Source organism: Algiphilus sp. (assembly GCF_023145115.1).
GTDB lineage: Bacteria > Pseudomonadota > Gammaproteobacteria > Nevskiales > Nevskiaceae > Algiphilus.
This window is the reverse complement of the sequence record NZ_JAGLEJ010000041.1, coordinates 31,534-49,604: the sequence shown is the minus strand read 5'-3', so window position 1 is coordinate 49,604 and position 18,071 is coordinate 31,534. Positions and strand designations below refer to the sequence as shown.

Genomic DNA, 18,071 nt, shown 5'->3' with positions numbered 1-18,071 from the left:
GGACATGACACCGCGCACGCTACACCAGCGTGCGATGGAACGCATCAAGGCTCGGGCCGATGTCAGGAAAAACGCGAGAAATCCGGCTTGCGCTTTTCCATGAAGGCGGTGAACGCCTCCTTGGCCTCGTCGCCGTGAAGCATCGCCATGAAGAGCTCTGCCTCCTCGCGGATGGCCTGCTGGGTGTGCTCCCGAGACCACCGGCGCAGGAGGTCCTTGCTGGTGCGCATGGCATGCGGCGGCTTGGCGGCCAGCTTCTCGGCGGTGGTGCGGGCGATGGTCTCGGCCTCGCCGTCGCCGACCACGGCGTTGATCAGTCCGCAGGACAGCGCATGCTCGGCGGTGAAGGGCTCGCCCAGCAGGATCAGCTCGGCGGCGCGGGCATAGCCCATGAACCTCGGCATGAGGTAGCTCGAGGCGAACTCCGGGCAGATCCCGAGGTTGACGAAGGGGAACGCGAAGCGGGTCGAGGCGCCGGCGTAGACCAGATCGCAGTGCAGGAGCACGGTCGACCCGATGCCGACCGCGGGCCCCACGACGCCGGCCACGGCCGGCTTGGGAAAGGCGGCCATGGTGCGCATGAAGCGCGCGACCGGATGATCGTCCCCGGAGGCCGGGTTCTCGAGGAAGTCGCCGATGTCGTTGCCGGCGCTGAACACGCCGTCGGTGCCGGTGAGCAGCAGGCAGCGCACGTCGTCGTCCTCGCGGGCGGCGTCGACCGCGTCGGCGAGCACGGTGTACATGTCCGTGGTCAGCGCGTTCTTCTTCTCGGGCCGGTTGATGCGCAGATGCATGACGTTCTGCGCGATGTCGTGCTCGACGGTATGGCTCATGGCTCCCTCTGATGGTCGTTGTTGTGATGTGTGGTTGTGTCGCCGTCCGGGCCCGGTGCGCCACGGACGGTATCGGCGATCCGCTTCGCGGTGTCGGCGGCCACCGCGCTGACGGTGGCGACCAGGGCGGCGGGGTCCGGTGTCGTGACGGTACGCTCGAAGTCGAGCGTGCCGTGGCTCGCCGGCGCCGAGTCACGCCTGAGCTGCCAGTGACCGCGCGCCCGGAAGACATCGTCGGCCTCGAGCTCGAAGCGGGTGAAGCGGACATCGACCCGCGTGGCGCCGCCCGGCATGCCTGGCGCGGCCGCGAGGTGCTCGGTCAGCAGGCGCTCGAAGCCTTCGGCCGGCAGTTCGGCCCACTCGTGACCGGCGAAGGCGACCAGGCGGCCATCGTCACTGCGCCGCAGCATGGTGCGCCGATCGGCGTAGCCTGGCAGGTCCACGCGCACCAGCGGTGGCTGGCTGACCGCTGCGGTACCGGGTGCCGGAAGATAGAGCGCGTGATGCGCCGGTCCGGTGGCACAGGCGGCGAGCAGCCCGGCCGACAGTCCGACGGCGATCCGGTATGGCATGCGTCGCTTCGTCATCGGCCGAATATTAGGCTGTTCGGCTGTTCCTCGACGGTCTCGCTGAATCGGCGCAGCGAACGCGCGCTGCGTGCGAGATCGCGGATCAGGGTCTCGATGTCGCGCCGTGCCGGGGCATCGGCCGCCAGCAGGGTGTCGAGGTGGCCGGTGGTTGCGCGCAGCGATTCGGCGGTGCGCTGTAGCTCGGCGGACAGCACCGCGATTTCCTCGCGGGAGGCCGCAACCGTGTCGTCTACGGTCGCCAGGGTGGCGCTGGTGTCGTCGGCCACCTGATCCAGGCTGGTGCGCATGGCGTGGAAGTCGGACGAGATCTGCGGGATCGCTTCACGCAGTGTCTGCAGACTCTCGGTCAGGGCGTCGCTGGCCGGGCCGACCTCGGATTCGACCGTTGCCGTCATGCGATCGATGCGCTCCAGCGTGTTCCGCAGCGAGTGCACCAGCTCGCGCAGCGGCAGTTGCTTGACGAAGTCGATGACCTGGGCGGTTTCCGAGGGCAGGGTGGGAATCTCGGTGTAGGCTGCGGTGTGCGCGGCACGGCCGCTGGCTTCGCCGCTGCGGTCCGGATAGAAGTCGAGCTCGATGTACAGCTGTCCGGTCACGAAGCTCAGTGATGCCAGCTGGGCCCGCAGACCGAGCTGGACGAGCCGCTCGATATCGGGCTCGTCACCGCCGTTCCACTCCGCCGCGTCGGAATTGAGGCTCAGGAAGACCGGAATCTGGGCGCTCGCGTTGTTGCCGTCGATGCGCAGCTCGATCTTCTCGACACTGCCCACGCGCACGCCCCGGAAGGTGACCGGTGCGCCGACGCTGAGTCCGGACAGCGAGCCGTCGAAGTAGGCCACCACGCGTTCCTTGCTCCGGAACAGGCTGCCGTCGCCGAAGAAGGCCAGCAGCGCGATCAGCACCAGCAGTCCGGCAACGAAGAAGCTGCCCACGGCCAGGGCGCTGCGCATGGTGCCCCCGCTCATGACGCAGCCTCCGCGGCGCCGTCGGCGCCGCGGTTCATGAAGCCGCGCACATGCGCGTCAGGGCAGTGCCGCGCCAGCCAGCGCGGACTGCCGAGCGCGGCCGGCGTCTTCGAGCGCGCGTCGAGGAAGAGGGCGGTATCCACGGTGGCGAAGATGCTCTGCAGCTCGTGGGTCACGATGATGATCGTGGCATGCAGTGTCGCACGCAATTGCAGGATCAGGTTATCGAGGCTGCGCGACGACAGTGGATCGAGGCCGGCGGATGGCTCGTCCAGAAAGATCAGCTCCGGATCCAGCGCGAGCGCGCGTGCCAGTGCCGCACGCTTGCGCATGCCGCCGCTGATTGCGGCCGGCATGAAGTCGGCGTAGGGCGCCAGGCCCACCAGCGACAGCTTGTAGAGCGCCAGTTCGCGGGCGACCCGTGGTGACACCTCGTGCTCGAAGGCGAGCGCCGTCTCGATGTTCTGCGCCAGGGTCATCGACGACCACAGCGCCCCGTTCTGGAACATGACGCCGAAGCGCGCCGTGCCGCCGTCGCGGCCGACGTGCACGATGCGGCCGGCGGCGGGGGCCTCCAGGCCGATCATGTGCCGCAGGAGCGTGGACTTGCCGCAGCCGCTGCCGCCGATGATCGCGAAGATCGACTCGCGCGGTATGGCGCAGTCGATGTCACGCTGGACGACATGATCGCCATAGGCCATCGTCAGCGCCGATACGCGCACGATGGGGTCGTCGACGGCGGCGTCAGATTCCGAGTGCATTGCAGATCACCGCGAACACCGCATCGATGCAGATGATGCCGACCATGCTGCTCACCACCGCGCGGGTGGTGGCATCGCCCACTGCCGCCGCCGTGCGTTCGGCGCGCAGCCCGTAGTAGCAGCCGGCGGCGCCCAGGAAGGCGGCGAAGGCCATCGCCTTGCTCAGCCCGATCCAGAACTGGTCGAGGCCGACCGCGTTGCGCGTCTGCAGCAGATAGGCCGCCGGCGGGATGTCGAGCATCCCGGTGGCCACTGCGAGTCCGCCGGCCAGCGTGGTGATGCAGGCCGCAGCGAACAGGATGGGCATGGCCAGCAGCAGCGCCGCGACCCGCGGCACCGCCAGATAGCGCACCGGATCGACGCCGGCGGTGCGCAGCGCATCGATCTCCTCGTTGCCCTGCATGGTGGCGATCTCGGCCGCGAAGGCCGCTGACAGGCGTCCCGACAGCACCACCGCGGTGATCAGCGCGGCCATTTCGCGGGCGGTGGCGATGCCCACCAGGTCGGCCACGTAGATCTCGGCGCCGAAGGTGCGCAGCTGCACGGCCCCGATGAAGGCCAGGATTCCGCCTACCAGGAAGTTGACCAGACCCACGATGGGCAGGCTGCGACTGCTCGTCTGCCGGATCACGCGCAGCACCTCGCGCAGCTGCGGCAGCGCCCGGGCCGGCGCGATGGCGAGCAGCAGATGACCGACGAAGCGCAGCGGTGGACGCAGGTCCGGCAGTCGCCAGGCGGTTGCGCGCTCGCGGCCGGCAACCGCGTCGTCACTGCCGGCGCCGAGGGCGAGCAGCCGCTCGAGGCGCTCCGGCGCCTCGATCTCGACCACGACGTCCGCGGCGCGGGCGGCGCGGGTCAGCGCCGCCACGAAGGCGGGCAGCGACGAGTCCCACTCGGCGTCGGCGTCCACCCGTACGAGGAGACGCCGGTGCTGGGCGATGTCGTCATCGTAGTGCCCGGCATCGGGCGACGTGTCGAGGCACCAGGCGCCCGAGAGCGTCAGCTGCAGCGCATCGCCCTCGCTGCTGCGTGCGACCCGGGCGCTCACGCGGTCCGTCCGTTCGGCCGGCAGAGGTCGGAGCGGCCTAGAACATCTCCGACTTGTCGGGGCCCTCCCCGGGGGCGTCGTCGCGCGATGCGATCCAGTCGCCGGTGATCATCTGGTCGTAGGTCATGCCGGGACCCACCATCGGGTAGACCCCGGCATCGGGGTCGATCATGACCTCGAGGAACGCCGGGCCGTCGTAGTCGATGAAGGCGGCCACCACCGCTTCGATGTCGGCAGGATCGTCGAGCCGGCGCGCGAAACCGAAGCCGTCGGCCTCCGCCGCCTTCACGAAGTCCTTCCGGTGCAGCGACTTGTCGGAGGCCGAGAAGCGACCCTTGAAGAACAGCTTCTGCCACTGCCGGACCATGCCGTCGCCGCAGTTGTTGAGCACCACGATCTTGACCGGGAGATCGTAGGTGGTGACGGTTTCCATCTCGCCGACGTTCATGCGGATGGAGGCGTCGCCGTCGATGTCGATGACCGCACGGCCGGGTCGCGCGAAGGCGGCGCCCACGGCGGCCGGAAGCCCGAAGCCCATCGTGCCCATGGAGCCCGAGGTCAGCCAGAGGCGCGGCTCGCGGAAGTCGAAGTACTGCGCCGCCCACATCTGGTGCTGGCCGACGCCGGTCGCGATGACCGCGTTGCCGCGGGTGTGGCGGTTGATCGCCTCGATGACGGCATAGGGCTGGATCAGCGCCGAGTCGCGATCGTAGTTCATCGCGTAGTCGCGCTTGAGGTGCTGCAGATGCTCGTGCCAGGCGCCGTAGTCCGGGGCGAAACCGCGGGCGCGCCCGTGGGCGGTGAGGGCATCCAGTGCCTCGCGCATGCGGCCGACGTGGTGCCAGCTCACCCGCTTGACCTTGTGGATCTCGGAATGGTCGATGTCGAGGTGGGCGATCGACTTCGCGTTGCGCGCGAAGCGCTCCGGGACCGCCGCCACGCGGTCGTCGAAACGCGCACCGACCGCGAACAGGAAGTCGGCATCCTCGACCGCGTAGTTGGCGAAGGCGGTGCCGTGCATGCCCAGCATGTGCATGGACAGGGGCCGGGTGGTGTCGTACGCGCCGATACCCATCAGTGTGGTGACCACCGGGATGCCGAAGGCATCGGCAAAGGCGCGCAGCGATTCCGCGGCCTCGGCATTGATGACGCCGCCGCCGGCATAGATCAGCGGGCGCTGCGCCGCGGCCAGCTGCTCGAAGAATTCGACGGCCGAGGCGTCGGAAAGCCGGTTGTCGTCGAGCTGCTGCTGGCGGGCGCGGTAGCCGGGGATGCCCAGCGTCCCCTGGCCCAGGAAGGGGCCCTCCCAGTTCTGCACATCCTTGGGCACGTCCACCACCACCGGCCCGGGGCGGCCGGTGCGCGCGATCTCGAAGGCCGTGCGCACCGTGGCCTCGAGGCGCGACGGGTCGGTGACCAGGAACACGTGCTTGGCGCAGGCGCCCATGATGTTGCTGACCGGAGCCTCCTGGAAGGCATCCGAGCCGATGGCGGCGGTGGGCACCTGGCCGCAGATCAGCACCATCGGAATGGAATCCGCCATGCAGTCGCGCACCGGCGTGACGCAGTTGGTGGCACCGGGACCCGAGGTCACCAGTGCCACGCCGACCTTGCCGGAGGCGCGCGCATAGCCGGCTGCCATGAAGCCGGCACCCTGCTCGTTGGCGGGCACGATCAGCGGCATGGCCTCCTGTCGCCCCGCGATGCCGCCGCCCTCGAGCGTGCGCTCCGCGTTGTAGCGGAAGATGGCATCGTAGGTGGGAAGGATGGCGCCGCCCGAGTAGCCGAATACGACATCCACGCCCTCATCGGCCAGAACCTGGACGACGATGTCGGCCCCGGACATGGTGGAGCCGGCGAGGGGGTGCTCGGAAGTGCGCACGGTGGTCATGAGCGGCGTCTTGCGGGGAAAAGACGTCCATTTTATGTCATGTGCCCGCGCATGGGGATGCCCGGGCGGTGGCGATGCATTGCACAAAGCGGTCGCCGCCGCTATCTTTGCGCCCCCATGCGCCACATCATCTCCATTCTGCTGCAGAACGAATCGGGCGCGCTCGCGCGCGTTTCGGGCATGTTCGCGGCGCGCGGCTACAACATCGAGTCGCTTACCGTCGCGCCCACGCAGGATCCGGCGCTCTCCCGGCTGACGCTGGTCACGATCGGCTCCGACGCCGTCATCGACCAGATCGTCAAGCAGTCCCGCAAGCTCATCGACGTCGTCGAGGTACTCGACGTCACCGCCCGCGAACACGGCGAGTGCGAGCTGATGCTCGTCAAGCTGCGTGTGGGGCGGCAGGCCGCCGACCGGCTCGAGGCGCTGTGCGCCGAGCGCGACATTCGCGTGCTCGACCGCGACGGCGAGCTGCACATCCTGCAGTTCGCCGGTGCCGGCAACGATGTCGACGAGACCGGCCGCGAGCTGGCCGCCATCGGCGAGATTCTCGAGCAGGTGCGCTCGGGCACCGCCGCCATCGAATTCGGCAGCCGGGTGCTCGGCGCGCGGGTGCTCGCCGAAACCGGCTGACCAGCGCCCTGCGCGCCGATCCCACCATCCATCCAGGCATCGTCAACGGAGCCCGCAAGCACGTGAGTATCAACGTCTACTACGACAAGGACGCCGACCTTTCGCTCATCCAGTCGCGCACGGTCGCGATCATCGGCTACGGCTCCCAGGGCCACGCCCACGCCCAGAACCTGAAGGACTCCGGCGTCGACGTCGTGGTCGGCCTCCGCAAGGACGGTGCGTCCTGGCAGAAGGCGGAGGCCGCAGGCCTCAAGGTCGCCGAAGTGGCCGACGCCGCCAGGGCCGCCGACCTGGTCATGGTGCTGGTTCCGGATGAGCACCAGGTCGCGCTCTACGAGGAGCAGCTGGCGCCGAACATGAAGCAGGGCGCCGCGCTGGCCTTCGCGCACGGCTTCAACATCCACTTCCAGCTCATCGAGCCGCGCGCCGATCTGGACGTGGTGATGATCGCGCCCAAGGGGCCCGGGCACCTGGTGCGCTCGACCTATACCCAGGGTGGCGGCGTGCCCAGTCTCATCGCGATCCACAAGGACGCCTCCGGGCAGGCCAAGCAGGTCGCGCTGTCCTACGCTTCCGCCAATGGCGGCGGCCGTGCCGGCATCATCGAGACCTCCTTCCGCGAGGAGACCGAGACCGACCTCTTCGGTGAGCAGGCCGTGCTCTGCGGCGGCGCCACCGCGCTCGTGCAGGCCGGCTTCGAGACACTCACCGAGGCCGGCTATGCGCCCGAGATGGCCTACTTCGAGTGCCTCCACGAGCTCAAGCTGATCGTCGACCTCATGTACGAGGGCGGCATGGCCAACATGCGCTACTCGATCAGCAACACTGCGGAGTACGGTGACTACACGCGCGGTCCGCGCGTCATCACCGAGCAGACCAAGGACGAGATGCGCCGCATTCTCGAGGAGATCCAGACCGGCCAGTTCGCGCGCGAGTTCGTGCTCGAGAACAAGGCCGGTGCGCCCACGCTGAAGGCGCGTCGTCGTCTCGGTGCCGAGCACGCCATCGAGAGCGTCGGCAGCAAGCTCCGCAACATGATGCCGTGGATCGGCAAGAACAAGCTGGTCGACCGCGAGCGCAACTGAGCCGTTCCGATGGCGGTGCGCTCGGCGGAGCCGCGCTTCGGCGTCGCGCGCGAGGGCTGGCCGCTGGTGCTGGCGCTCGCGCTGCCGGCGCTCGCCGCGCTGCTGCTGGGGCGGCCGCTCCTGGGCGCGGCCGCGCTGGCCCTGCCGCTGATCGGTGCGCTCTACTTCCGCGAGGCGGACGGCGAGTTTCCGGCCGCCCCCAGCAGCGTCTACGCCCCGCTCTCGGGGCGCGTGCTGAGCGTTCGCCGGCTGCGCAGCGGGCCCAGCGGGGAGCCGGCCCTGCGGGTGCGTCTGCGCGTCGCCTGGCTGGGCGGGTACGCGCTCCGCGCGCCGGTGGACGGTCAGGTGCAGGAGCCCGCCCCCGGCGTGGCCCGCGGTGCCGCCTGGCTGCGCACGACATCCGGTGCGGACGTCGTGCTGGTGCCCAAGACCGGCTTCTTCGGACGCGGCTCCATCCTCCGCGTGCCCTATGGTCAGCGCGTGGGGCAGGCCAGGGCGGTGGGCACGCGCCGGGCGCTGCAGGTCGTGGACGTGTTCATGCCGGAGAGCACGCGCGCCAAGGTCGCCGCCGGTGACCGCGTGACCGCCGGCCGTACCGCGCTCGCATCGCTGTCGTAGGTATGCTGACACCATGAGCGAGCACAAGCCCCGCGCCGGACGCCGCGGCATCTATCTGCTGCCCAACCTGTTCACCACCGCGACCCTGTTCGGTGGCTTCTACGCCATCGTCGCGGCGCTCTCCGGCCGCTATTCGGAATCGGCGCTGGCGATACTGGTCGCGATGATCGCGGATGCGCTCGACGGTCGCATCGCGCGGCTGACCAATACCGCCAGCGATTTCGGCAAGGAGTACGACAGCCTCTGCGACATGGTCGCGTTCGGCGTGGCAACCGGCGTGCTGGTCTATGCCTACTCGTTGCATCATCTCGCCGAATTCCGGTGGCTGGGCGGCAAGCTGGGCTGGGTGATCGCCTTCGCCTTCGTCGGCTGCACGGCGATGCGGCTGGCACGCTTCAACGTCCTCACCATCATCTCCGGCGGCAAGGGCGACTTCTTCGGACTGCCGTCCCCGGCCGCGGCGGGCGTGCTGGTGTTCTACGTCTGGAGCGCGCATTCCTGGGGCCTGTCCGGCGAGACGCTGCTGCCGCTGTCGGCGCTGCTGACGCTCGGCATCGCGCTGCTGATGGTCAGCAGCATCCGCTACCCCAGCTTCAAGAAGATCAATCTGACCGGGCGCGTGCGCTTCGTGTCGTTCGCGGCGGTGGTCGGCGGCCTGGCGCTGGTCATGGTCGACCCGCCGCGCATCCTGTTCCTGCTGTTCTTCGGTTACGCGATAACCGGTCCGATTGCGGCGCTGACCGGCAGGCGGGCGGCCATCGGCCCGCTTGGCAAGGGCGGCGGCGGAGAGTAACCTTGTGCCCATGAACAGCCGTGCCGACAAGATGCCGCGTCGCCCAGCGCTCCTGGCGCTAGCCCGACTGCGCCTGTCGCTTCTGCCCTGACGGGCAGATAACGAACCGCACGGCCGGCGTGGGGCCGACAATGATCCGCGCAGCAACCCGCTCCCCGAAATACCAAGACCCGTGCCCCGGTGCACGCGTCCGTCATGGAGACTGCCGCCATGCTCGATAATCCCGCTGTCAAGTACCGCGCTTTCGCGCCGGTCGGTCTCAAGGACCGACGCTGGTGCGATGCCGTCATCACCAAGCCGCCGATCTGGGCGAGCGTCGACCTGCGCGACGGCAACCAGGCGCTGATCGAGCCGATGGACTTCGAGCGCAAGCAGCGCATGTTCGACGCGCTGGTGGCGATCGGCTTCAAGGAGATCGAGGTCGGCTTCCCGTCCGCCTCGCAGACCGACTTCGACTTCATCCGCCGCCTCATCGAGGAGGATCGCGTTCCGGAGGACGTCACCATCCAGGTGCTCACGCAGGCGCGCGAGCATCTCATCCGGCGCACCTTCGAGTCGCTGCGCGGCGCGCGGCGCGCCATCGTGCACGTCTACAACGCCACCGCGCCGATCATGCGCAAGGTGGTGTTCAGCATGGGCGAGGACGAGGTCATCGGCCTGGCCGTCCACCACGCTGAGATGCTGCGTGACATCGCCGCGACCATGCCCGAAACCGACTGGGTCTTCCAGTATTCGCCGGAGATGTACTCGGGCACCGAGCTCGACTTCTCGCGCCGCATCGTCGACGCGGTCACCGAGGTCTGGCAGCCGACGCCGGAGAAGCCCTGCATCGTCAATCTGCCGGCGACGGTGGAGCACTCCACGCCCAACATCTTCGCGGACATGGTCGAGTGGACGCACCGCAACATCGCGCGTCGCGATGCGGTCATCCTCTCGGTGCATCCGCACAACGACCGCGGCACCGGCGTCGCGGCCGCCGAGTTCGCCATCATGGCCGGCGCCGACCGCATCGAGGGCTGCCTGTTCGGCAACGGCGAGCGCACCGGCAACGTCGATGTCGTCAATCTGGCGCTGAACATGTACACGCAGGGCGTGCATCCGGGGCTGGACTTCTCCGACATCGACGCCATCAAGGCCACGGTCGAGCACTGCAACCAGCTGCCGGTGCATCCGCGGCACCCCTATGTCGGCGAGCTCGTCTTCACCTCGTTCTCCGGATCGCACCAGGACGCCATCAAGAAGGCGCTGTCCGCGCGCGGCGACAAGGACGATGTCTGGGACATGCCCTACCTGCCCATCGATCCGCGCGACGTCGGCCGCACCTACGAGGCGGTCATCCGGGTCAACTCGCAGTCCGGCAAGGGCGGCGTCAGCTATCTGCTCGAGACCGAGTACGGCCTGCGTCTGCCGCGCCGGCTGCAGATCGAGTTCAGCCACGTCATCAAGCACGTCACCGATGACACCGGCAAGGAGCTCACCGCGGCCGACATCCACCAGGTCTTCGAGGACACCTACATCACCTCGCAGCAGCCCTATGCCTACGTCGGGCATCACTTCGTCGAGGATTCCCGCTCGGAGGAGGTGCACCTCACCGGCGAGATCCGCGTCAACGGCGATCTGGTGACCCTCGAGGGCCGGGGTAACGGGCCCATCGACGCCTTCGTCGGCGCGCTGTCGCAGCGTCTCGGTGTCAGCGTCACGGTCATGGACTACCACGAGCACGCCCTCGGAGAGGGCGCCAAGGCACGTGCGGCCACCTACATCGATCTGCGGGTCGGCGATCAGGGGCCGCTGTTCGGCGTCGGCATCGACCCGAACATCGTCACCGCCTCGCTGAAGGCCGTGCTGTCGGGTCTCAACCGCGCCATGGCGCAGCAGGTCAAGGCCGCCTGATGTGGCCGCGCGAGCGGCGCCGCTATCTCGAAGCACTCGGGGTGCGCACCTATGCGCGCCCCGAGGCGGGTAGCGGTGCCGCCGTCGCGGCTCCGGCAGCGCAGACATCGGCATCGGCCCCGGCGCGCGTGGCGGTGCCGCCGCCGGCGCTCCACCGGGCACCGGCGGCGCAGCCATCGCCGCCGCCGGCGCCGCCGGCGCCCGAGCCCGCTCCGGCGGTCGCCGCCGAGCCGGTCCCCGCGTTCGACACGCTGGACGCCGCTCGCGCATGCGTCGCCGAGTGCACCCGCTGCGCGCTGCACGGCACGCGTACCCGCACCGTGTTCGGCGTCGGCGCTGCCGGCGCGCCGCTGCTGGTGATCGGCGAAGGCCCCGGCGCCGAGGAGGACCGCCGCGGCGAGCCCTTCGTGGGCCGTGCGGGCCAGCTGCTGGATGCCATGCTCGCGGCGATCGGCCACGACCGGGCGCGCAATGTCTACATCGCCAACGTGGTCAAGTGCCGCCCGCCCAACAATCGCGATCCGGCGCCGGATGAGGTGGAGGCCTGCCGTCCGTTCCTCGACGCCCAGATCCGGCTGCTGCAGCCGCGACTGATCCTCGCGGTGGGGCGCGTGGCCGCGCAGCGCCTGCTGGGCTCCGATCAACCGCTCGCACGGCTGCGCGGCCGACTGCACACCTACGGGGACGAAGCGGTGCCGGTGTGGGTGAGCTATCACCCGGCGTATCTGCTGCGCGCGCCGCGCGAGAAGGCCAAGGCCTGGGACGATCTCAAGCGGGTGCACGCCATGCTGGCGGAGACGGCCGGTGGCGCTGGCGGCTGATCTCGGCGGTGCGCCGACCCGGTTGCTGCCGATGACGCGTCACCATATCGAAGCGGTGGCCGCCATCGAGCAGGTGAGCCAGACGCACCCGTGGTCGCGGCGGATGTTCGAGGACTGCCTCGATGCCGGCTACAGCGGCTGGGTCCTGGAGGCGGAGGGGCCGGCGGTCGTGGCCTTCGCGGTCAACTCGCTGGCCATGGACGATGCCCATCTGCTCAATCTGGCGGTGGCACCGACCGCCCGGCGCGGCGGTCTGGCCAGGCGTCTGCTCGATCATGTGCTGACGCAGGCACGCGCCGCCGAAGCGCAGCGCGTGCTGCTCGAGGTCCGCGAGTCCAACGGTGCCGCGGTCGGACTCTACGCCGATGCCGGGTTCCGGCTGCTGGCGCGGCGGCGCGGTTACTACCCGGCGGCCGGAGGGCGGCGCGAGGACGCGCTGGTCATGGTGTGCGCGCTCGCGGACGGTGTCGGAGGCGGTGCATGAGGCGCGCGAGGAAGGGCCCCGGCACCAGCCACGGCAGGCGCTGACGCGCTGCCCGCAGGCGTGCCTCCAGGGCGTCGCGCTCGGCCTCGTTCGTCGCCATGTAGCGCGCTCTCAGATAGGCGTCGGCGGCGTCGTTGAACGCACGCTGCACCACGCCGCGGAGCACCGGACGCACGCGCCGGGTGTAGTCGCCCGGACCCTCGCCGGGATGCGGCGGCAGCCCGGAGCGTGCCAGCCGCGCGCACACGCGCGCCCACTCCCGTGCCAGCGGATCGCGGCGACGCATGCGCAGCGTGCCGCGTGCGCTCAGCAGGGCGACCGCCAGCATCGCGACGGCGACCAGCACGGTGAGCGCGATCAGCATGTGCTGCCAGTTGCCGAGACCGACCCGTGACAGCAGGGCGCGCTGCAGATCCGGGCCGTAGGCGAGCACCCAGCGATTCCACTGCATGTTCACGAAGTCCCAGCGCGCCGCGACCCATTCGCCGACCGCCACGCTGCGGCTCCAGTGGAACGCGCGCGTCTCGCCGCGCAGCCCGAGCGCGCTGTCGAGGTCCTGCTCGATGCGACTCGGGGCCACGGTCGCGGTGGGATCGACGCGCATCCAGCCACGACCCTCGATCCAGACCTCGACCCAGGCATGCGCATCGGACTGCCGCACCAGGAAGTAGTCGCCGACCAGGCTCTCCGCACCACCCTGGTAGCCCAGCACCACGCGTGCCGGCACGCCCGCTGCGCGCATCAGGGTCGCGAAGCTGCCCGCGAAGTGCTCGCAGAAGCCGCGCCGGGTATCGAAGAGGAAGGCGTCGACGCTGTTCTCGCCGAGCGCCGGTGGGCGCAGCGTGTAGGTGAAGGGCGTGTCGCGATACCAGTCGACGGCGCGCGCGACGATGGCGGACGGCCGGCGCTCCGCGCGTGCCCACTGCTCGGCGAGTGCGCGCGCGCGCGGGTTGGCGTTGCCGGGCAGCTGAAGGGCGCGGGCGCGCTCGCGCGGACCGAGCTCGGTTCCGAGGCGGGCGTCGGGGTACGCCCGCAGGCGGTAGGCGGCGCGCGTGCGGATGGATTCGGGCGCGACCACGGCGCCATCGCCGTTGAGGTCGAGCCGACCGGGCAGGGCGCGCGGCGGGGCGTGCTCCAGCGCGAACAGATAGTCGAGACGGTGCGGCTCGATGGTCAGCTCGTAGTCGACCGCGGCGCCCTCGAGCGCGATGTCGGGCGGCACGCTGCCGCGCCGGCGGGCGCCGCGCGCCGACGAGAGCCGCCATTCCCGTCCGTCCGTGAACGAGAGCACGGGGCCGCGCCAGTAGCGCTGATCGTTCGGGGGTGGCGCTCCGTCGAAGGTCACGCGGAAGGCGACCTCGTCGGAGCGGGTGAGCTGTGCGATGTCGCCGGGTGACATGCGCTCGCTCATGCCGGTGCGCCCGGTGGCCTGGTCGATGGGCGCGCCCCAGAGCGGGCCGGGCACGCGCGGGAACAGCACCCAGAGCAGCAGCATCACCGGCAGGGCGAGCACCAGCAGGCGCAGCGACGTCCCCAGGTTGTCGCGCCAGCCCCGCGCCTCGAGGCGCTGGCCGTCGATCAGCAGCGCGGTCACCAGCAGCACTGCCATCAGCATCCACCCGACCGTCCAGATGGCCTGGTCGCGCAGGAAGTGCGTGAAGGGCGTGAAGTAGAGCAGCAGGAGCAGCACGTTGGCGCCGCGCCGGTCCTGCAGTTCGGTGAGCTTGAGCCCGATCATCAGGCACAGCAGCGCGGTGCCGGCGACCTGTCCGGAGCTGCGGCCGTAGGTCAGGAAGACCGCGGCGAATGCCGAGACCGTGAGCACGCCGCGCACCAGCGAGCCGGGCAGCGACCAGCCGCGGCGTGCGCATGCCCAGCGCCACGCCAGCAGCGCCGCGACGCTGGCGGTGATCCACGGCGGAAGATGGAGCGCATGCGGGGCGAGCACCAGCGCCACCGCGATCAGCAGGCGCGTCAGTCGGCGCTCGTCCAGGCCCGGTGTGGCGATGGCGGTCACGCGGAACCGGGCTCGCCGAACAGGGCCAGCGCCCGCAGGCCGCGATGACGGTGGGCGTCGCCGCGTCCCGGGGCCAGCGCGAAGCCGGGCAGGCGCAGACCCCAGGCCAGATCGCGCGCCTCCGCGGCGAGGATCTGTCCGGCGAGCCGGGACAGCCGCGCCTCGGGGTCGCCCGGCGTGCTCTCCCAGTCGAGCCACAGGTGGCGGTCGGTGGCGTCGTGGAACTGCTTGACGGTGGGCATGCCGTCCTTGGGCAGGCGCTTCCAGTGGATGTCGTGCAGCGCATCGCCGCGTCGGTAGTCGCGCAGCGTGTCGAAGGTGTCCCGGCCCGATCGCGCCGCTACCTGCTGACCATCCGGCGCGTGCGGGGCCCGTGCCGGCAGCGGGCCGGGCAGCGGGCGCGGATAGACCACCAGCGCGACTTCCGGGCGGATCCAGGTCCAGGCCCGGAACAGCCCGAGCGGGAAGCGCGTCGAGAGGGACAGCGGCGGCAGTGAATGCCGGCCGCGTCGGGGTGCCGGCAGGCGCAGCGTCAGCGCACCGGTACCCGTCGCCGGCAGGTCGGCGGCGTCCTCGCTGTCATCGGTATCGCGCGGCCAGCCGACGCGCACGCCCGGGCGCGCGGCGTCGCCCTCGTGTGCGATGCGCAGCGCGACGCGGGCCGATTCGCCGGCGAAGACCGGCTGCGCATCGCAGTGCTCGAGGCGCAGGCCGAGCAGGTTGGCGTGGGTCAGGTGCATCCCCACCAGCCCCACGCCGGCGAGCAGGAAGGCGAGCGCGAAGCCCATGCTGTTGGAGTAGTTCATCGCGCCGAGCCAGAGCGCGAACACCATCACGCCGAAGGCGTATCCAGCCGGCGTCGGCATGATGTAGACGCGCCGGCGCCCGACCCGCTGGGGCAGGGGCTGCACCGGAACCCGCCGCAGCAGCCAGCGCTCGAAGGCACTCTGCCAGCGCCGGAACGGTACGCGCAGCGTGTCGGCAATGGCGCTCAAGGCACGGCGACGGCGGCGAGGATGTCGGCGGGCGTGGGGGCGGGGGCCTCCGATTCGGCGCGTGCGTGCAGGCGGTGCCCCGCCACGGCCGCGAAGACGCGCTGGATGTCCTCGGGCAGGACGCCGTCCCGGCGATCGAGCAGGGCCCAGGCCTGTGCGGCCCGGCGCACGGCGAGACCGGCGCGCGGGGACAGTCCGTGGCGCAGCCCCGGTGCCTCCCGCGTGTGCTGGACCAGCGCCAGGATGTAGTCGGCGGCCGCCGGTGCCACGTGCACTGCCCGGGCGTTCCGCTGCATCGCGCGGATGCTGTCGCGGTCCAGCACGGCTTCCTGGGTGCCGAGCAGGTCGCGATGATCGGGATCGAGCAGCAGCCGCTGCTCGGCCTCCGCGGGCGGATAGCCCAGCGACAGGCGCATCAGGAAGCGGTCGAGCTGCGATTCCGGCAACGGGTAGGTGCCGAGCTGGTCGCGCGGATTCTGCGTCGCGATGACGAAGAAGGGATCGGGCAGGGTGCGGGTCGCGCCCTCCACCGTGACCTGGCGCTCCGCCATCGCCTCGAGCAGGGCCGACTGGGTCTTCGGCGATGCCCGGTTGATCTCGTCGGCGAGCAGGATCTCGGTGAAGATCGGGCCGGCCTCGAAGCGGAAGGCGCCGCTGGTCGAATCGAAGATCGACACGCCCAGGATGTCCGCCGGCAGCAGATCGCTGGTGAACTGGACGCGCCGGTACTCCAGGCCGAGCAGGTGCGACATCGCCAGTGCCAGCGTGGTCTTGCCGACGCCCGGCAGGTCCTCGATGAGCAGATGCCCGCCGGCCAGCAGGCAGCAGAAGGCCAGTCGGGTCTGCTCGGCCTTGCCCAGGATGATCGTGTCGATGGCCGCGAGCGCGCGCTCGGCCTGCTGATGCATGGGATTCAACGCCTTGGGGGACTGCGCAGAGTGTACCGACGCGCGGCGCGCTTGCCTCGGCGGCGCGATGGTCGCAGGATTCCGTCCACTATCAGCGGAAACGGAGCACCCGAGCGATGGACCGAATCGCCCGCGACGCCGAAGCGGCGATGCGCAATGCCGAAACCTACGCGGTCTGGCACGAGGCCGCGTCGGTGCTCGATCAGCGCGAGGGGCTCGACGACTGGATGGAGGACGAGGCCTCGGCCGACTACGACTGGTCGCTGCTGCGCGCCCGGCTGCGCCAGCTGCGTCAGCTCCGGCAGGAGGGCGATGTGCTGGGTCTGGTCCACCACCTGCGGCAGGGCCTGCACTGGAACATCGGCAACATCGGCAACCCGGTGCTCTATGCCTATGCGCGCACCGGCACGAAGAATCTCATCGAGCAGTATCTGCAGACCGTGGTCGAGGCGCTGGAGTATCTCGCCGACGGCAGCTTTCCGGAGTGGCCGCATGCCAGGAAGGTCCGCTTCTTCCGCGAGGTGACGCGCTCCTTCGGGCAGTCCGGGCTCCTGCTGTCGGGCGGCGCCACGCTGGGCCTGTTCCATGTCGGCGTGGTGAAGGCGATCTATCTCGAGGGGCTGCTGCCGCGGGTGCTGTCCGGGTCCAGCGCCGGGTCGGTGGTGGCGGCGGCGGTGTCGACGCGCACCGAGGAGGAAACGCTGGCCCTGCTCGATCCCGAGAACAGCTACTACCGCTTCTGGCGCGCGCTGCGCCCCGCGGACATGCTGCGCTTCGGTTCGGTGATGGATCCCACCCAGCTGCGCAAGGCGATCGCCGCCAACGTCCCCGACGTGACCTTCGAGGAGGCCTTCGAGCGTTCGGGGCGCAGCGTCAATATCACGGTGTCACCGGCCGGCAGCAATCAGCAGCCGCGCCTGCTCAATCATCTGACCTTTCCCTATCTGTGCCTGCGCGAGGCGGTGGCAGCCTCGTGCGCGGTGCCGCTCATCTTCCCGCCGGTGATGCTGATGACGCGCGATGCCCGCGGCGCGCGCGTGCCGTTCATGCCGACCCTGAAGTGGAACGACGGCTCGCTGAAATCGGACCTGCCGGTCCTGCGCCTGCGGCGGCTGCACAACGTCAATCATTTCGTGGTCAGCCAGACCAATCCGCACGTCATCCCGTTCATGGCGCGCGCCGAGGGCGGGCCGCGCGCCGGCCGGCTGGCCGGCGTGCGCAAGCTCGCCATGGGCACCCTGCTGCAGCAGTCGCGCTCGGTGGTGGACATCCTGCGCGCCGGCCTGCCCGACGGCGCCGCGCGCAAGCCGCTGGATGTGGCGGCGTCGATGCTCGACCAGAACTATCGCGGCAACATCACGATCATGCCGCAGAACAGCCTGTGGCGATTCATGCGCGTGACGGCCAACCCCCGCATCGACGACGTGCGCCGCTTCATCCTGGAGGGTGAGCGCGCCACCTGGCCGCGCATGGCGCAGGTGCGCAACCAGCTCATGGTCAGCCAGGCGCTGGAGCGCTGCCTGGCCAATCTGGAGGCACCCGAGCACGCCCGGCAGCCGCTGGCCCGCAAGCCGCGCGCGCTCCGACTGGTGCGGCAGAAGGCGGCGGAGTGAGGTTGGTGCTGGAACCGCGGATCACGCAGATGGGTGCGGATCGATAAAGCGACCAACCACGGATTTCACAGATTGGCACAGATTTTTTTCTGTTCTGGTGAGCGCTGACGGAGTCAGCGCCAC

17 protein-coding genes are annotated in these 18,071 nt (G+C 70.2%); 8 read left to right on the top strand and 9 right to left on the bottom strand.

The window, feature by feature from the left end; genetic code table 11:
* Positions 1-62: 62 nt before the first annotated feature.
* From KAH28_RS14765 to ilvB, 6 genes are read right to left on the bottom strand one after another with little or no spacing between them, the layout of a single operon-like run.
* Positions 63-833: an enoyl-CoA hydratase gene (locus KAH28_RS14765; protein ID WP_290577883.1), complete on the bottom strand. Its 771-nt coding sequence runs from the start codon at positions 831-833 to the stop codon at positions 63-65.
* Positions 830-1,405, bottom strand: coding sequence for an ABC-type transport auxiliary lipoprotein family protein (locus tag KAH28_RS14760; RefSeq protein ID WP_290577881.1), 576 nt, complete (start codon positions 1,403-1,405; stop codon positions 830-832). Before KAH28_RS14760 ends, KAH28_RS14765 begins: the two co-directional genes overlap by 4 nt.
* Before the next feature lie 11 nt (positions 1,406-1,416).
* Complete coding sequence (locus KAH28_RS14755) at positions 1,417-2,388, bottom strand: MlaD family protein (protein ID WP_290577879.1); 972 nt, start codon at positions 2,386-2,388, stop codon at positions 1,417-1,419.
* On the bottom strand, positions 2,385-3,149 hold the full coding sequence (locus KAH28_RS14750; protein WP_290577877.1) for an ATP-binding cassette domain-containing protein: 765 nt from the start codon (positions 3,147-3,149) through the stop codon (positions 2,385-2,387). Before KAH28_RS14750 ends, KAH28_RS14755 begins: the two co-directional genes overlap by 4 nt.
* Positions 3,133-4,197 (bottom strand): ABC transporter permease, encoded by a 1,065-nt coding sequence (locus KAH28_RS14745; RefSeq protein WP_290577875.1) that lies wholly within the window; start codon positions 4,195-4,197, stop codon positions 3,133-3,135. The genes KAH28_RS14750 and KAH28_RS14745 overlap by 17 nt, the downstream gene beginning before the upstream one ends.
* Positions 4,198-4,234: 37 nt before the next feature.
* Positions 4,235-6,088 carry a biosynthetic-type acetolactate synthase large subunit gene (gene ilvB, locus KAH28_RS14740; RefSeq protein WP_290577873.1) on the bottom strand — a complete coding sequence of 618 codons (1,854 nt, stop codon included), beginning with the start codon at positions 6,086-6,088 and terminating at the stop codon, positions 4,235-4,237.
* 117 nt (positions 6,089-6,205) lie between these two features.
* Between ilvB and ilvN the strand changes: the two genes are divergently transcribed.
* The 7 genes from ilvN (at position 6,206) to rimI (ending at position 12,415) form a co-directional block, all read left to right on the top strand.
* Entirely contained in the window at positions 6,206-6,721 is a 516-nt protein-coding gene (gene ilvN, locus KAH28_RS14735) for an acetolactate synthase small subunit (protein WP_290577871.1), read from the top strand.
* Between the two features lie 68 nt (positions 6,722-6,789).
* Positions 6,790-7,806: a ketol-acid reductoisomerase gene (gene ilvC, locus KAH28_RS14730; protein WP_290577901.1), complete on the top strand. Its 1,017-nt coding sequence runs from the start codon at positions 6,790-6,792 to the stop codon at positions 7,804-7,806.
* Between the two features lie 9 nt (positions 7,807-7,815).
* Positions 7,816-8,424 carry a hypothetical protein gene (locus KAH28_RS14725; protein ID WP_290577869.1) on the top strand — a complete coding sequence of 203 codons (609 nt, stop codon included), beginning with the start codon at positions 7,816-7,818 and terminating at the stop codon, positions 8,422-8,424.
* 13 nt (positions 8,425-8,437) lie between these two features.
* Positions 8,438-9,217 (top strand): CDP-diacylglycerol--serine O-phosphatidyltransferase, encoded by a 780-nt coding sequence (gene pssA / locus KAH28_RS14720; RefSeq protein WP_290577867.1) that lies wholly within the window; start codon positions 8,438-8,440, stop codon positions 9,215-9,217.
* A gap of 210 nt (positions 9,218-9,427) precedes the next feature.
* Positions 9,428-11,110, top strand: coding sequence for a 2-isopropylmalate synthase (leuA, locus tag KAH28_RS14715; RefSeq protein WP_290577865.1), 1,683 nt, complete (start codon positions 9,428-9,430; stop codon positions 11,108-11,110).
* A complete protein-coding gene (locus tag KAH28_RS14710) occupies positions 11,110-11,931 on the top strand; it encodes a uracil-DNA glycosylase (RefSeq protein ID WP_290577863.1) in 822 nt (273 codons plus the stop codon). The genes leuA and KAH28_RS14710 overlap by 1 nt, the downstream gene beginning before the upstream one ends.
* Positions 11,915-12,415 (top strand): ribosomal protein S18-alanine N-acetyltransferase, encoded by a 501-nt coding sequence (rimI, locus tag KAH28_RS14705; RefSeq protein WP_290577861.1) that lies wholly within the window; start codon positions 11,915-11,917, stop codon positions 12,413-12,415. The genes KAH28_RS14710 and rimI overlap by 17 nt, the downstream gene beginning before the upstream one ends.
* Here rimI and KAH28_RS14700 read toward each other — a convergent pair.
* From KAH28_RS14700 to KAH28_RS14690, 3 genes are read right to left on the bottom strand one after another with little or no spacing between them, the layout of a single operon-like run.
* The gene (locus KAH28_RS14700; protein WP_290577859.1) at positions 12,372-14,432 is read right to left on the bottom strand and encodes a DUF3488 and transglutaminase-like domain-containing protein; all 2,061 of its coding nucleotides are present in this window, start codon (positions 14,430-14,432) and stop codon (positions 12,372-12,374) included. The genes rimI and KAH28_RS14700 overlap by 44 nt on opposite strands.
* Entirely contained in the window at positions 14,429-15,427 is a 999-nt protein-coding gene (locus tag KAH28_RS14695) for a DUF58 domain-containing protein (RefSeq protein WP_290577857.1), read from the bottom strand. The genes KAH28_RS14700 and KAH28_RS14695 overlap by 4 nt, the downstream gene beginning before the upstream one ends.
* Positions 15,424-16,335, bottom strand: coding sequence for a MoxR family ATPase (locus tag KAH28_RS14690; protein ID WP_290577855.1), 912 nt, complete (start codon positions 16,333-16,335; stop codon positions 15,424-15,426). Before KAH28_RS14690 ends, KAH28_RS14695 begins: the two co-directional genes overlap by 4 nt.
* 116 nt (positions 16,336-16,451) lie before the next feature.
* Between KAH28_RS14690 and KAH28_RS14685 the strand changes: the two genes are divergently transcribed.
* The gene (locus KAH28_RS14685; RefSeq protein ID WP_290577853.1) at positions 16,452-17,948 is read left to right on the top strand and encodes a DUF3336 domain-containing protein; all 1,497 of its coding nucleotides are present in this window, start codon (positions 16,452-16,454) and stop codon (positions 17,946-17,948) included.
* Positions 17,949-18,071 lie beyond the last annotated feature (123 nt).